At 37.9% G+C, this 14,827-nt stretch carries 15 protein-coding genes and 1 pseudogene; 3 read left to right on the top strand and 13 right to left on the bottom strand.

The genetic code is table 11. The features are described 5' to 3' along the window. From LC455_RS13175 to LC455_RS13125, 10 genes and pseudogenes are all read right to left on the bottom strand, one after another. Positions 1 to 504, bottom strand: a complete 504-nt coding sequence (locus tag LC455_RS13175; RefSeq protein WP_223591434.1) for a cytochrome c-type biogenesis protein CcmH — start codon at positions 502 to 504, stop codon at positions 1 to 3. Position 505: 1 nt separating this feature from the next. Continuing rightward, a complete protein-coding gene (locus LC455_RS13170) occupies positions 506 to 2,488 on the bottom strand; it encodes a heme lyase CcmF/NrfE family subunit (RefSeq protein WP_223591432.1) in 1,983 nt (660 codons plus the stop codon). Between the two features lie 25 nt (positions 2,489 to 2,513). After that, positions 2,514 to 2,966, bottom strand: coding sequence for a cytochrome c maturation protein CcmE (locus LC455_RS13165; RefSeq protein ID WP_223591431.1), 453 nt, complete (start codon positions 2,964 to 2,966; stop codon positions 2,514 to 2,516). A 13-nt stretch (positions 2,967 to 2,979) separates the two neighbouring features. Then, complete coding sequence (locus LC455_RS13160; RefSeq protein WP_223591429.1) at positions 2,980 to 4,032, bottom strand: hypothetical protein; 1,053 nt, start codon at positions 4,030 to 4,032, stop codon at positions 2,980 to 2,982. Positions 4,033 to 4,256: 224 nt separating this feature from the next. After that, on the bottom strand, positions 4,257 to 4,910 hold the full coding sequence (locus LC455_RS13155; protein WP_223591427.1) for a cytochrome c: 654 nt from the start codon (positions 4,908 to 4,910) through the stop codon (positions 4,257 to 4,259). 11 nt (positions 4,911 to 4,921) lie between these two features. After that, entirely contained in the window at positions 4,922 to 5,365 is a 444-nt protein-coding gene (locus LC455_RS13150; protein WP_369075758.1) for a PCYCGC motif-containing (lipo)protein, read from the bottom strand. A 159-nt stretch (positions 5,366 to 5,524) separates the two neighbouring features. After that, positions 5,525 to 5,999 (bottom strand): annotated as a pseudogene (locus LC455_RS31700) (DUF6803 family protein). Positions 6,000 to 6,158: 159 nt separating this feature from the next. After that, the gene (gene efp, locus LC455_RS13135; RefSeq protein ID WP_223591422.1) at positions 6,159 to 6,716 is read right to left on the bottom strand and encodes an elongation factor P; all 558 of its coding nucleotides are present in this window, start codon (positions 6,714 to 6,716) and stop codon (positions 6,159 to 6,161) included. A gap of 22 nt (positions 6,717 to 6,738) precedes the next feature. Further along, entirely contained in the window at positions 6,739 to 7,800 is a 1,062-nt protein-coding gene (locus LC455_RS13130; protein WP_223591421.1) for a M24 family metallopeptidase, read from the bottom strand. A 78-nt stretch (positions 7,801 to 7,878) separates the two neighbouring features. Beyond that, complete coding sequence (locus LC455_RS13125; protein WP_223591420.1) at positions 7,879 to 8,376, bottom strand: YqhR family membrane protein; 498 nt, start codon at positions 8,374 to 8,376, stop codon at positions 7,879 to 7,881. Between the two features lie 253 nt (positions 8,377 to 8,629). On the opposite strand from LC455_RS13125, the gene LC455_RS13120 reads away from it, so the two are divergent. Continuing rightward, positions 8,630 to 9,574: a DUF1385 domain-containing protein gene (locus tag LC455_RS13120; protein ID WP_223591419.1), complete on the top strand. Its 945-nt coding sequence runs from the start codon at positions 8,630 to 8,632 to the stop codon at positions 9,572 to 9,574. 57 nt (positions 9,575 to 9,631) lie between these two features. Continuing rightward, positions 9,632 to 10,024 carry an SA1362 family protein gene (locus tag LC455_RS13115; protein WP_289985054.1) on the top strand — a complete coding sequence of 131 codons (393 nt, stop codon included), beginning with the start codon at positions 9,632 to 9,634 and terminating at the stop codon, positions 10,022 to 10,024. A gap of 12 nt (positions 10,025 to 10,036) precedes the next feature. Here LC455_RS13115 and LC455_RS13110 read toward each other — a convergent pair whose 3' ends face one another. Beyond that, positions 10,037 to 10,909, bottom strand: a complete 873-nt coding sequence (locus tag LC455_RS13110; protein ID WP_223591417.1) for a patatin-like phospholipase family protein — start codon at positions 10,907 to 10,909, stop codon at positions 10,037 to 10,039. Positions 10,910 to 11,039: 130 nt separating this feature from the next. Between LC455_RS13110 and LC455_RS13105 the strand changes: the two genes are divergently transcribed. Next, positions 11,040 to 11,333 carry an RNA polymerase alpha subunit C-terminal domain-containing protein gene (locus LC455_RS13105; protein ID WP_223591416.1) on the top strand — a complete coding sequence of 98 codons (294 nt, stop codon included), beginning with the start codon at positions 11,040 to 11,042 and terminating at the stop codon, positions 11,331 to 11,333. Between the two features lie 40 nt (positions 11,334 to 11,373). On the opposite strand, the gene LC455_RS13100 is transcribed toward LC455_RS13105, so the two are convergent. Next, positions 11,374 to 11,826: a C40 family peptidase gene (locus LC455_RS13100; protein WP_223591415.1), complete on the bottom strand. Its 453-nt coding sequence runs from the start codon at positions 11,824 to 11,826 to the stop codon at positions 11,374 to 11,376. Between the two features lie 207 nt (positions 11,827 to 12,033). After that, positions 12,034 to 14,592 carry a vitamin B12-dependent ribonucleotide reductase gene (locus tag LC455_RS13095; protein ID WP_223591413.1) on the bottom strand — a complete coding sequence of 853 codons (2,559 nt, stop codon included), beginning with the start codon at positions 14,590 to 14,592 and terminating at the stop codon, positions 12,034 to 12,036. Positions 14,593 to 14,827: the final 235 nt, after the last annotated feature.

Genomic DNA, 14,827 nt, shown 5'->3' with positions numbered 1-14,827 from the left:
CTAAAGATACTTTTTGCGTTCTTCATCGATCATGGAAGAAAGAATTTCTCCTTCAACTTCATCTTCAGTGTTCTGATAATCAGTGATTAGTTCTACTTTTCCTTTTCTCTTCACCCATTTACGAATGATAAAATATAATGCTATCGCTGCAACGCCCAATACCGCAAAAGGAATAGCCCAGGCAGTTAAGCTAAAACCGCTTTTCTCCGGAGCTGTTAAGATTTCTTCTCCATAAATATTGACATAATACTCGCGGATTTTATCCTTATCCCAGCCTTTTATCATCATGCCAACTAAATCCTTTTTAAATTCAGTAGTCAGACTGCAAGTATTGGGATCACATTCATAATGGTCTTGGCCGCAGCCGCAGGTACAGGCAAATTGAGAGGCTACTGCTTTAAATTCAGCAGATTTATAGTCGAACTCTTTTGCTTCTACACGAAAGAATGATCCTTGAAAGATAAACGCTAAAATTAGGAGCCCTATGTATATTTTATTTTTCATATTAAGACACCTCTTTGCGAACTCCAGTGTACCTTGGAGTGACATTACCATATTTTCCGTTCCAAACAGCGAATAGAGCACCGATGACAATCATAAAGGAACCAAACCATAACCAATTCATCATTGGATTAACCTTAACAACGAACGTTGCCTTGCCATCATCTTCCCAAGCACTCAACACAATATACAAGTCTTCTTTGACCGATGAAATAATGGCTACTTCTGATGATGGCTGTTCCCAGTTTCCATAAAAAACTTTTTCTGGCTGGAAAGTACCAAGTTTTTTTCCATCTCTAAACACGGTCACGTCTGCATAAACAATATCGTTTATGCCTTCTTTTTTCTGATCAAGACGCTCGTAATTAATTCGGTAATCCTTTAATTCAATCGATTGGCCTAGTGCGACTGTTTTCATTGTTTCTAAATCATAGTTTTGTGAACCGATAATCCCCATTGTAATAAAGGCAATTCCAAGATGGACTATATATCCCCCATATCTGCGGCGATTACGAATCATTAAACGGTATAAAGCTGTAATTGGCGCTTCTTTTGTCATCTTTCTTCTTGCTTTGACACCTCGATAAAACTCTAGGAAGTGAGTGATTAAAAGTAGAATAATAACTCCATAGCCAATAACAGCCCATGCTTTTTGAATTCCAAGTACAATCATCAGTACCATGCCGGCTACGGCAAGGATAGAAGGTATCAAGAAATTTTTCCTTAGATTTTTTATTGTTGACCTTTGCCACGCAAGCATTGGACAAACGGCCATGACAAACATCATGGATAAAAGGATTGGTGCTTCTACTTTGTTGAAAAATGGAAGTCCGACAGTTACTTTTGTACCGCGAACCGCTTCTGATACCAGCGGGAAAATCGTCCCCCAAAAAACAGCAAAGGCTGCACCTACTAGCAATAGATTATTTATTAAGAAGCTGCTTTCCTTAGAAACAAAGGATTGGAATTCTCCTGCACTGCGCTTTAGCATGTTGTAACGACTCATTAAAACGTATAATGCAAGAATGACAGCAACACCCATAAATATTAAGAAATATAATCCTAAATTCGAATTGGCAAAAGCATGGACGGATGTCAGTACACCACTTCGGACGAGGAAAGTACCAAATAATGTAAGAGCATATGAAACGATGATTAAACTAATATTCCATATTTTCAGCATGTTTTTTCGTTCTTGAATCATGACAGAATGGAGGAATGCAGTAGCAGTAAGCCATGGCATAAATGAAGCATTTTCAACCGGATCCCATGCCCAATACCCACCCCAGCCAAGCTCAACATATGCCCATTGTCCGCCAAAAATATTTCCGAGACTTAAAAATAACCAAGCAATAATCGTCCAGCGCCTTGTCATTTTAATCCAGAAGTCATCAACGTTTTTAAGGATTAATGCAGACATAGCAAATGCAAATGGCACAGCAAGACCCACATAACCAAGGTAGAGAGTAACTGGATGGATGATCATTCCAGGATTTTGAAGCATCGGGTTTAAGCCTTTACCTTCAATCGGAATTGTATCCAAAAGAACGAATGGTTTAGCTACAAATCCTAGGATGAAGAAGAAGAAAACCGCATTTGCTAAAAGAATAGCTGAGATATATGGAACCATCGGGTTTCCCTTCATCTTCCTTGAAAAAGAGATCATAATGGAGTAAAGGGTAAGGAAGAATGTCCACAGTAACAAAGAACCAGCATTACCTGCCCAAAGGGCAGTCAGTTTATAGATGATTGGCAGCTCACTGCTCGTATAATCAGTTACATATTCATATTGAAATTGTGATGTTGCTAAAAGGTAGGAAAGGGAAAGCATCGCCATTGCAGCACAAACAAATAATGCAATCATTCCGCCTTTACCACTGTTAATCAGTCTTTGATTTTTCGTGCTAATTCCCAAAGTTATAATAAGCAATGAATATATGGCAACAGCTAATCCTATATAAATTGTTGCATTTGCGAATAAATACATTTCTTCACCTTCTTAAGTTTGCCTGTTATTTTTCTTTCGGTGGTTGATTAAGCTTATCCTTATGGGTTTCTGGATCATAGTTCTTCATATCTTTTCCTTCATATTTAGAAGGGCATCTCGTTTTGACTGTTTCTGCGACGAAGGTGTCTTTCTTTGTTGGAGCCCCTTGAAGAATGGTGATGACCCCCTCTGAGAAGTTATCTGGTTTTGGCCCTTTGTGAATCACGTGCATGACATTACCGTCATTGTCCTTTACCTCAAATTTCAATTCTATTTTGTCAGGATTCCATTTGATAGAGTCCTCGATTAATAGACCTTCTACCGTAACAAAATCGTCTTTATGTTGTTCTTGTGTTGCAAGCAGCTCTTTCATGGTCAATTCGATTCCACTTGAACCTGGGGTAGCTGCCATTAATAGAAAAACAATGGCTCCCGCAATAATAAACCCTCCGAGCATGACAAGTGTGTTCTTTCTCATTCTACTCACCTCATTAAATTAATTTTTTCATTTCTTCTTCGTACATTTCCTGATCGATCTTTCCGGTTAAAAGCTTTTTACGAAGTTCCTTTTTCTCATCTTCATTCGCAGTTTTATGTTCTTTTTTTACATTTGTTGGTTTGTTCGGTTGTTGTTTATTTTGTTTGGTTATCTTTGTTGGTCTTGGTGATTTCCCTTTTAATCCTAAGAAAATAAAGGCACCGGCAATAATAATCGCAATCCCTATAATTGATGCTCCGCCTACGCCAATAATTGGCTGTATTGAATTATCGCTTCCGCTTTTTTTGACTTGATCTGTTGCTGTACCATTAACACCGGAATGGTTTTCATCATTTGGGGGCTGCTGCTTGTTTATCGCTTCCATCGTTGATTCTGTTCCATCTTTTTTATAGGTGAAGGAATATTTTAAACTATCAGCTGGTTTTACATTTTTGTATTGGTAGTAATACAACTCTTCGCCATATTCACTTTTTGAATTATTTTGTACCTTCGGTTCAAGCTTGATATCTTTAGCATTCATAGGCGCATAAAAGATAACATCCAGCAGCTCTATATCAGCGTTTTTTTGAAGTTCGTATGTAAAGCTTTTATTGTCCTTTACGTCCACAGTTTTGGTATAATATTCGATAACAAATTTATACGATTCGTTACTCTTTATTGGCTTCGCTGGTTTCCAGGTGATGAGCCCCTTTTCTTTATCAACATCATAGGGCCGCTGGACCTCTGGCTTATTTTCTTCTGGAAATTCTGCTACTAAATAGGCTTCGAAACCTTTTTCCATAGCAGGAACCGGGATTTCAATTTTCCCATCATAATCTTGACCACTTTTATTTGTAATGGTGCCGTACTGGCCTACAAGTAATGAAGGAATATCCCGTGATCCCCAATCCTCTGGGTAATCAAATTCTGGCATTACTTGTATCTGCATTTCCTTAAAAGGAAATTTTTCAGCTTGAAATACTGTTTCGGCACTAGCCTTTGGAATGATAAAGTTCGTAAAAAATGCTCCAATTACGAATAATGCCAACAACCTCTTTTTAAGCATATTAATCCTCCTTGACCTATGGAAAGCTGAGTAATTTTTACTATAGTCCTCTTTGAAATAAATATAATCGTTATTGAATCCTCTTTGTTGAACCACTCTTGAACATTTTGTTAAAGGGCAAAAAACGTTACCTTTTCGTCAAAAAACAACCACAAATTGGACACATTTGATAAAAAATGAAAAAAACCTTAAATCTACCATGTAGATTTAAGGTTTTGCTTTCATCATTTTTTCTCCCAAGAATGAATATAGGAAACAATATCGGAAATATCTTTTTCATTAAGCTGTCGTGCACCATCAAGACCCTTTAAAGAAGGACCCATGCGTGTTTCTTCACGCCCGTAGGCAATATCAATCCAAATTTGCTTATCGGTTGTATACTTCAAATACATTGGATTTGACAATGCAGTTCCCATTCTTTGCTTCCCTGAACCAGCTTCGCCATGACAAGTTAAACAATACATATTATATTGTTTCTTGCCTTTTTCCGGATTACCAGAAAACGTTTTCGGAGCATTAAATTTTATCTCCTCGGTTTGCCAATCCCTTATGAATGTAACAAGATTTTTCAAATCCTTTTCCGATAATCTTGATCCATAAGCCGGCATCGTGGTCGCTTCTCTGCCGAATTTCACATAATTATACAGATCTTTATCCGATACAGAACTTAAAAAGTGTTGATTGTTTATGGCTGTCCCTGCTTTTAAACCTTCACCTTTTCCAGTTTTACCGTGACAAATAAGACAGTTTTTATTGTATACTTTTTCACCTGCAGCAATTGACATAGAGTTCTTGGAATTAAAAAGTTCGCTATTCCCGATACAAAAAATTATTCCAATAATAATCAAAATGTAACTTCCGATTAGTATTTTTTTCATGGGTTACTCCCTTACTTTGGTTCCTGTGTTGGAGTTGGTTCCCCAAAATCTTCGTATTTTCTTGTGATTAAATCATATATTTTACTAGGACTTTTTCCGTCAAGATGCATTTCTACCGCCTCCCGGGCGATATTGACACAAGTGTCTCATGCTATACCATGCGAATCCCATTCTTCCACGGCATTTTCTCCACCCATTTGTCCTACAAAGCAATCTAGATTGCTCTTATGTCCATCGCTTACACAACCGCAATAGCAAGGAACTTGCGCTACCACTTCTGGATAGGTTGCTGCCATTATATAGGTCTCTTGAATTTTTTCTGAAGAATTCAACACATAATCAGGAAGCGGCTTATGTTTTTTATCAAGCTTTAAATCTTGTATTTTTGAACTGCAGCCAGCCGCAACAATTGCCATTACAATGGCTAGAAATAAAAGAGATGTTATTCGTTTCATGTATTGTGTCCCCCCTTCCCTTTTATTTATTTTTTCAAATTCATTTTAGCAAATAGAAAATGGCTGAATTGTTATTAATTCTTACTATTTCGTGAAGTTTTTAAGATAATTAAATGTAAAACGCTGAAAAGCCTTTTTGGAATCTTCAGCGATTTCGTTCTACATATCCCTCATGTCATGACCACCATGACCTACTGTTCCAATTGAAGGGTCGACCATCCCAAATATCATGGCTACGTGGGCAACGACTAGGAACATCCCCACGAAAAAAGCATGAATCTTCAACTTTTCTTCTGCGGTTTTGCTTTTGTAGATAAGACCCAAATCTAAGAGGGCCATTCCTAGTAATGGTACGATTCCAAGCAGGTAAAAAGTCACCGCGACAACATCAATCCAGCCTTTCTCCATTTACGGTTAACGGAATATACGCTGTCTTCATTAAGTAAACGAAAATTCCTGTAAAATAAAAACCAGCTATAATACTTACGATCTTATTAACTTTTCTTAAGCCGCCATTTAGATTCCGGGTAAAAAGGATACCTAATTCTGTAATCGCAATGGTTTCAGCACAGATTACTGGAATCGCCATAAAAATGATTAAATTCCACGGCTGATTGTCTGCTAATAATCCCATATAATGTGTCATGTTCATGTTTATCTACTCCTTTAGTTTGATTACACTCTTAATCTAAAAAAAAAGTGTGCAGAAACTTAGGAGAAAGTTTAGAGAATTTGTTAAAAATAAAAAAGCCTTAGTACCGTTTTTTGCGGTCTAAGGCTTTTTCAATCATTATTATGCTCTTGATACGTATGATGCTTCTGTAGTATTGATAATTAATCGGTCACCTTGGTTAATGAAGAATGGCACCTGAACAATTAATCCAGTTTCAAGTGTTGCAGGCTTCGTACCGCCGGAAGCAGTGTCACCTTTAATACCTGGTTCTGTTTCTGTTACTTCCAGTTCAACAGTGTTAGGCAATTCTACACCAAGTGTTTCATGATTAAACATCATAATATGAACTTCCATGTTTTCTTTTAAAAACTTTAATTCATATTCAATGTTATTGGCAGGAAGTTCCACTTGCTCGTATGAATCCATATCCATAAACACATGCTGGTCACCGCTTGCATAAAGATATTGCATTTTGCGGTTATCGATTTGTGCTTTTTCTACCTTTTCACCCGCACGGAATGTTTTTTCTTGAATGGCTCCATTACGGAGGTTACGGAGTTTTGAACGAACAAACGCCGCCCCTTTCCCTGGCTTTACGTGTTGGAAATCCATGACGCGCCAAAGGCCGCCATCCACTTCGATAGTTAATCCTGTACGAAAATCGTTAACAGAAATCATGTTATAAATCCTCCTATGTTCGTTACAAAATAATTAGATCTTTCGTTGAATGAGTAAGTGCTTCGTTATGATCCTTGGTAATTAAGGTATCATCTTCAATCCGAACGCCGCCAAGTCCAGGAATGTATATACCTGGTTCACAAGTAACGACCATTCCTGGTTCTAAAACGAGATCAGATTTGCTGGATAGACCAGGGCCTTCATGGACCTCTAGACCAATTCCATGGCCTGTTGAATGCCCGAAATATTCACCATAACCTTTTTCGGTAATGTAGTCTCTCGTTAAAGCATCTGCTTCCTTCCCAGTTATCCCAGGTTTAATACCATCCATACCACGTAATTGGGACTCTAGAACGATATTATAAATTTCCTTCAGCTTTGCATCTGGCTCACCAACAGCAACTGTTCTTGTGATATCGGAAACATATCCCTTGTAATACGCTCCGTAATCAAGTGTTACCATGTCACCATTTTCGATTACTTTGTCACTTGCTACACCATGCGGAAGCGCAGAGCGATGTCCAGAAGCAACAATGGTATCAAAAGAAGATGAAGTTGCTCCAGCTTTTCTCATAAAGAATTCTAACTCATTCGATACTTCCAGTTCAGTTTTCCCTGGACGAATAAAATCTAAAATATGTTTAAATGCAGCATCAGCAATATCCGCTGCTTCCTTTAATATCTTAATCTCTGCATCGGTCTTAATCAAGCGTAATTTTTCCACAACCCCTGAAACTGGAACAAGTTCAGCTTCAACTTCTTTGTCATATACTTTAAAGGAAGAGTAAGTTAAATAATCCTCTTCAACTCCAAGCTTTTTAATGCCTAAATTTTTTGCCTGCTGGGCCACTTCCTCAGGAATGGAACCAGAAAACTTAATGATTTCAAAACCGCCGCATTGTTTCGAAGCCTGCTCAATATAGCGAAAATCGGTGATAAAAAGGGCTTTATCTGCACTTATTAAAACAACCCCTGCAGAGCCTGTGAAATTTGATATGTACCGGCGATTATACGAGCTTGTAATTAGGATTCCATCAATCCCATATGCACCAAAGTTTGATCGTAATTTTTCTAATTTCTCCATCGTTCCCACTCTCCTTTTCAAATCCAAACGAAGACACAAATATTTTATCATAACCAGCGGATTCCGACTAATTACAAGTTAAGATGATGCCTCATTCTCTTGTGCTATATTATTTTGGTACTCGTAATTAATGGAATATCCAATAAAAATTCCATATACGATATAAATACAAATAGAAGTAATAATGGTATCTCGGCTTAAATCAAAAAATGGTTTTATTCCAGGAAAAACAGGATTTAGGACAAAGAATACCAAAAGGTACAAGATAAGCCCATAAATGATACCAAACCAAAATCCTTTCAGTTTCCTTAATACGAAATAGTATATAAATGCTGCCACAACTGAAATAATTCCTAATATTAAAAGAGAAATTAACGTGCCCTGCCATTGTGTTTTCCAATCCCCAAAAGCCCATGGCTCTAGGATTACATTGGGATGAATTTCCGTAAAACTTAAATAATTCGCAAGATATCCAATGAACCCCCAAAAAACACCACCAAATAAACCAGTCCAGAAGACCATTACAGGAAAAGACATTGGTTTTGGATAATCATCTGTTTTTAGTATATTAGCCATTACCATAAACCTCCAATTTTAACTTTCAAACAAAAGCTTTTTTTACAAATCATGTATGCACTTGAATAAATTCCACCTTATTATGTCCCTAGGGTTTCATTCCCTTGCATGCAAAAAAAAAATTACTGAATTTAGATGGAAAAATTATGTCATTCCTAGAGGTTTTTTCATTTTTCTAGTAGAATACATTTAAGTACATACAGATTTATCATTTCTGCTATTGTGCAACTTTTGTAATAGGTTGGTGTTCATTATGTCCCATACTCAAAAACCCGTTTATGGCGGTCAAGCCGTTGTAGAAGGAGTCATGTTTGGCGGAAAACATCACTATGTGACCGCGGTTCGCAGAAAAGATCATTCTGTAGAATATTTCCATTTGCCCCGTAAAGGAAACCCTTATTTTTCATTTTTGAAAAAAATTCCGTTTATTAGAGGGATTATTGCCATAATTGAGGCAAGTGCGAACGGCTCCAAACACTTAAACTTTTCCACGGAAAGATTTGATTTAGACCCAAAAGAAGATGCGAAAATTAAAGAAAAAGAAGTCTCAAAATTTACGATGTATCTTGGAGTTGCTGTGATAGGAGTCATTTCCTTTTTATTTGGTAAATTCGCTTTCACCCTAATTCCAGTTTTCTTAGCGGAATTAACAAAACCCATCTTCCCATCAGATGTTGCTCAAGTTTTAGTAGAAGGGTTGTTTAAGCTTCTACTGCTCCTTTCTTATATATATTTCGTATCACTTACTCCTCTTATTAAAAGGGTGTTTCAATATCATGGAGCTGAGCATAAAGTAATTAATACCTTTGAAGCTGGAGTCGAATTGACAATTGAAAATGTTCAGGCACACTCACGGCTTCATTATCGGTGTGGCAGCAGTTTCATCCTATTTACAGTCATTGTCGGCGTTTTTGTCTATTTACTTGTACCAACATCGCCGCTTTGGTTACGCATTGTCGACCGACTTCTTTTAATACCTGTTGTATTAGGTATTGCCTTTGAAGTCTTGCAGATTACAAACAAACTTAGAGATATTCCAGTATTGAAATACCTAGGTCTGCCGGGACTTTGGTTACAGCTTTTAACGACTAAAGAACCTAATGATGACCAGGTGGAAGTGGCTATCCTTTCCTTTAATGAATTGTTAAGAAGAGAAAAGGAGTCTGAGGTCTCTTTTGAAAAGGAAGAAATTGTTTAATCTTTGCTTTTTTCGGGTTTAAAAGGTTAAAAAAATGCTTATGATGCTCTTAGGGAGGTGGCTTTCTTGAAAAATCGGACATCCGTGTTTGTCGTTGGCGGTCTTATTATTCTTGCTTTATTAGGTATTTATGGCTCTTTTACAGCTAATCCTGCCGGTTTCATTCAGAGAATAGCTGTCATCGCATTGATCGGTTTAATCATATATTTCGTTGTACGTAAATTTTCAAATTCGAGCCCCCAGAAAAAAGAGCAGCGGGCATTTCTTAAAGCAGCAAAACAATCGAAAAAACGATTGCAGCTAAAGGGCGGAGATGCCTCTGTTAAAGGCTCTGCCCATGGGACGTTAACCTCATTAAAGAAAAGCAGCAAAACAAAAAAGAAATCTCCTGCTCATCTCACCGTCATTGATGGGAAAAAGAGTAAAAAGAAAAATCGAGCATCGTTTTAGATGCTCGATTTTTTAATAACACCATGATTTCAAGAACTGTCTTGCCTGCTCTTTTCCTAACTCAAACAGTTTTTGTTTCTTTTCATCTGTTAAATGGAACTCCAATGAGAAAAAACCATCAGTTGGAATAAAGATGATATTTTTTGCATGTTTTTTGGAAATGTACCTTGCATCATGCGCATCCTTCATGGTCTCGAATAAGGCTCCCATTAATTGAATGCCATTGTTGATTTTGTGCCTTTTATGTTCGTATTCATTTGGACTTAGCTTGATTCCCAGGACAGGTCTTACTTTTTGAATATTTTCCTTATCAAAAAGCCACATCGGGAAATTGCTTAGGACTCCGCCATCCACTAAAATGTTTGAACGCATTTTAACAGGTTCAAAAAAATATGGAATGCTGCAGCTCATTCTAATTGCTTTTGCGACTGAAAAGGAACCAGGATCGACCCCATATTTTACTAAATCATCTGGCAAAACGACCATTTGACCATTTGAAAGGTCTGAAGCTATCACCCTTAGTGATTGTGGGGGCAGATCAGAAAAGGTGCTTATTCCTTTAGCTTCCAGCTTATTTTTCATCCATTTTTCAAACTTTTTTCCTTTATAAAGACCGAGCTTCCAATAAACAGATAGCCATTTTATAAATGGTATTGGAATGAATGTTTTGCGGGCATCGAGTATATTTGATATATCCAGCTCATCTATCATTTGATAAATTTCTTTGCTTGTGTAACCCGCAGCAATTAGTGCTGCCACGATTGATCCTGCACTGGTTCCTGCCACCCTGACAAACTGTATTCCTCTGCTTTCAATTTCTTCACAGGCACCTACAAGTGCAAAGCCTTTCATTCCTCCCCCAGAAAAAACGCCGTCTACTTTCATGGCAGCCACTCCCTAGATGAAGTCATTGTTACATTTTTAATCGGCTTGTTAGCAAAATAGTACAGCGGACAAAGAGAAAATTTTTATGTGTGTGGTGTAGAATAGCTTTATACGAAAGGAGATAATTAAAATGGCAGCATCGGAAAAGAATTTAAGGATTTGCAGTCAAGGACACAAATATTATAAAAGCAGCGATTGTCCAACCTGTCCGACTTGTGAGCAAGAACGTAAACCTGAAAATGGATTTCTTTCATTGCTCTCTGCTCCAGCTAGGCGAGCATTGGAAAACAATGGGATATATTCATTAAAGACGTTATCAAAATATAGCGAAAAAGAAATTTTGCAATTCCATGGGATGGGGCCAGCTTCTTTACCTAAACTTAGGTCTGCTTTAAAAGAAAATGGATTGACATTTAGGTCATAAAAAAAGAACATCGCCATGGACGATGTTCTTTTTTGTACAATTAGATTCGTTTTGCTCCAATGTATCTTGGCTTCCAATAGCTGTTGCTTGTATAGGTAATGATTACACCCTTCGAAGATGAGGCCATAATCATTTTCCCTGCTCCGATATAAATCGCAACGTGATCTGGTCTGCTTGCTTTAGTTGGCGCAAAGAACATCAGGTCTCCCGCCTGTAAAGAACCAACACGATAACCTTTTGTGTAAAACATGTCGGCTGCCGTTCTAGGTAATACTTTACCAGCTTGTCCGAACGAGTATTTTACAAGACCTGAACAGTCGAAGCCTCTTGGGGTAATGCCGCCATAACGATATGGAACGCCTAAATTGGCTTTTGCTACCGAAATTGCTTTTGTATGATAATAAGCTGCTTCTGCTTTATCACCCGTAGTGGCAAACAAAGAAGTAGTTATAGTAGCTGTAATTGCTAAAGCTGCGATAAGTTTCTTCAACATTTGTTAGTCCCCCTTGGAGTGATTTGATACTCATACTATACAAGGAAAGAGTAACAGAGAGGTCACAGCTAGATTACAGTTATGTTACAAAAATTATATTAGAATAATTTTATTTTGAGTTTTAATTAGTGGATCATGAAGCTCTCCGCATGGTCAAAATAACAAAAAAAGCGAATGGACATTACCTTCCATTCGCTCTAACATATTCTATAATCCACACTTTAATTGGGCATTACAATTTGTACAAGTATTACATCCGCCAATTTCTTTTACTTTTCCTTTTCGGCAGACTGGGCATGTGTTGCCAACTTCAGATCCGATAGTCACGTCAGTTGAACGAAGATCGCTGATCGTATCGACTAGAACAACATGCTGTTTTGGTTTTTCATCAAACATGGATAACTGCTCATTAGTGTTCTCTTCTGCTTTAAGTGTAAGTACTTGAGAATCACGTGAACCGTCTACATAGACGGTACCGCCTTTTGCACCGCCGCGGTACAGCCGCTCATATACCTTCTCTACTTGTTCCACACTGTAGCCTTTTGGTGCATTTACAGTTTTACTAATAGAACTGTCAATCCAGCGCTGGATGACGCATTGAACATCAGCATGGGCTTCAGGAGCTAGCTCCATTGCTGTAACAAACCATTTTGGCAGATTGTTTGGATCTGCTTCTGGATGCTTCTCAAGATATTCTTGAACAATATCTGCATTTACTTCAATAAATTTGCCTAAACGTCCGCTGCGGAAGTATGAGAATGAGAAATACGGCTCTAATCCGGTAGAAACACCAACCATTGTTCCAGTGGATCCAGTTGGAGCAACAGTCAGCAAATGAGAATTTCTAATTCCACTTTCTAAAATAGATTCGCGGATGTCTTCAGGCATTTTCTTCATATATCCAGTATCAATGAAAGCCTTTCGTAAACGATTTGTTTCTTCATATGTTTCACCGTTTAAGAATGGGAAGCTTCCCTTCTCTTTCGCCAATTCAACAGATGTTCTATATGCAGTCGTTGCAATTGCTTCAAATACCTGATCAACGAGTTGGTTACCTTCTGGTGAACCATACTCTGTTTCGCAGTAGATTAGTAAATCATGTAGTCCCATAACTCCAAGACCAACACGACGTTCACCTAAAGCTTGCTTTTTGTTTTCTTCTAAGAAATATGGTGTAGCATTGATGACGTTGTCCTGCATACGGACGCCAATAGCTACTGTTTGCTTTAATTTTTCAAAATCAACGGTTTTTGTATCTTTATCAGCCATTTCAGCAAGATTAACTGCTGCTAGGTTACATACAGAAAATGGTGCAAGGGGCTGTTCACCACATGGATTTGTTGCAACAACTTGTTGACCATATGCTTTCGCATTTGTCATGTCGTTTGCGTTATCAATAAAGAATATTCCCGGTTCAGCAGAGTAGGTTGCGCAGATATTTATTAGATTCCAAAGCTCTTTTGCTTTGATCTTTTTATAAACTCGCACTTTATAACCGAGCTTTTCCCACTCACGAACATCCCCGACTTTATGCCATTCTTCGTTGTAGAATTTCATTTCCTCTTCATTATAGTGTTCAACATATGGGAAACGGAGTTCATATTCACCATCGTTTTCAACAGCTTCCATAAATTCTTTTGTTAAACACACAGAGATGTTTGCACCCGTTAAGAATTCAGAATTATGAACTGTAAAATTACCGCCGGTTTCTAGTTTTTCTTCGGCCTCAGCAATAATCGAATCACTAAAGCCTCCTAAACCAGGGATGTTTTTATAATTGACAATTCCTTGGTACATCGCAGTTTCCTGCAAAGTCAATGGTGTGAACTTTAGCTTATCTTTTGCATGCTTTTTAATTGTTTCATCATTTGTATTTTCAATTAAGAATCGTAGAATTCTAGGATTTTGCATTTTTGAAATAATGAATTCAATGATATCTGGATGCCAATCCGCCAGCATGATCATCTGCGCGCCCCTGCGGCTGCCTCCTTGTTCGACTAAGTGAGTCAACTTCGCAATATCATCCAGCCAAGAAACCGAACCCGATGACTTACCATTTACGCCTCTTGCAAGGGTGTTTCTTGGTCTTAATGTCGAACCATTCGTACCAACCCCTCCACCGCGGCTCATAATCTCCATGACCTGCTTCCGGTGGTCTGAGATACCTTCACGAGAGTCCGGAACAAACGGCATTACGTAACAATTAAAGAATGTTACTTCCGTGCCTGAACCTGCTCCGTAAAGAACACGCCCGGCTGGAATAAAGTTCATATTCACAAGCTCCTGATAAAACTTCTCTGCCCACTCAATTCGCTTCTCTTCTGTTTCTTCAACCGAAGCAAGCCCCGTGGCATTCCTCTTGGCAATCTGCTCATAAAAAAGTTCCAGCGGCTTCTCGATTACATCGAGAGAACGCCAGATCATTCCCGTTTCAGATTCCTGTTGATCATCCAGAACACCTCTGAATTCCTCTTCCACCAAAACCTTTGCCTTTTTCTTTTCCCAATCAATTTCCTTTATTGTACCAAGCCCTCTAGCTGGAAATTTCGGATCCTCTTTAATCGTCAAAACAACAAAGTCACCATTCGTCAGGGTAATTTTTGCAGTATCCTTAAAGGTGTAGCGGTCTAACATGACCAATCGCGAAACGCCCTTGTGGGTTATTTTCATATCTGGGGTTACTGGGTGCACCTGGGGAAACAAGCGGATGTCCTCATTCAACCTCTCAAAATCGATATTCATTTTTTGTCTAAAAACAATAGACATGAAAACAACTCCTTCAATTTATAAATTCTGTATATTGTGTTAGATTCTAGAAAGCTATGCTATATCTAGTTGTCTTAATAAACATAAGTTAACATAGAATTACAAAACAAATCAACTAAAACTCAATATATGGTACCGAAAATATTTTCGACACTACTACATATTGTAGAATAGGCAAAAAACAATTATTTTGTCAAACTTAAAATACACTAGATTTTTGAGTAAAATAAAGATT

The organism is Neobacillus bataviensis, from assembly GCF_019969725.1.
The sequence above is the reverse complement of the archived record's forward strand: the minus strand, read 5'-3'. Positions and strand labels throughout refer to the sequence as shown.

Excerpts from the sequence above, each read along its gene's own strand:
- LC455_RS13175 (WP_223591434.1), bottom strand. The coding sequence starts at position 504 with ATGAAAAATAAAATATACATAGGGCTCCTAATTTTAGCGTTTATCTTT.
- LC455_RS13170 (WP_223591432.1), bottom strand. The coding sequence starts at position 2,488 with ATGTATTTATTCGCAAATGCAACAATTTATATAGGATTAGCTGTTGCC.
- LC455_RS13165 (WP_223591431.1), bottom strand. The coding sequence starts at position 2,966 with ATGAGAAAGAACACACTTGTCATGCTCGGAGGGTTTATTATTGCGGGA.
- LC455_RS13160 (WP_223591429.1), bottom strand. The coding sequence starts at position 4,032 with ATGCTTAAAAAGAGGTTGTTGGCATTATTCGTAATTGGAGCATTTTTT.
- LC455_RS13155 (WP_223591427.1), bottom strand. The coding sequence starts at position 4,910 with ATGAAAAAAATACTAATCGGAAGTTACATTTTGATTATTATTGGAATA.
- efp (WP_223591422.1), bottom strand. The coding sequence starts at position 6,716 with ATGATTTCTGTTAACGATTTTCGTACAGGATTAACTATCGAAGTGGAT.
- LC455_RS13130 (WP_223591421.1), bottom strand. The coding sequence starts at position 7,800 with ATGGAGAAATTAGAAAAATTACGATCAAACTTTGGTGCATATGGGATT.
- LC455_RS13125 (WP_223591420.1), bottom strand. The coding sequence starts at position 8,376 with ATGGCTAATATACTAAAAACAGATGATTATCCAAAACCAATGTCTTTT.
- LC455_RS13120 (WP_223591419.1), top strand. The coding sequence starts at position 8,630 with ATGTCCCATACTCAAAAACCCGTTTATGGCGGTCAAGCCGTTGTAGAA.
- LC455_RS13110 (WP_223591417.1), bottom strand. The coding sequence starts at position 10,909 with ATGAAAGTAGACGGCGTTTTTTCTGGGGGAGGAATGAAAGGCTTTGCA.
- LC455_RS13105 (WP_223591416.1), top strand. The coding sequence starts at position 11,040 with ATGGCAGCATCGGAAAAGAATTTAAGGATTTGCAGTCAAGGACACAAA.
- LC455_RS13100 (WP_223591415.1), bottom strand. The coding sequence starts at position 11,826 with ATGTTGAAGAAACTTATCGCAGCTTTAGCAATTACAGCTACTATAACT.
- LC455_RS13095 (WP_223591413.1), bottom strand. The coding sequence starts at position 14,592 with ATGTCTATTGTTTTTAGACAAAAAATGAATATCGATTTTGAGAGGTTG.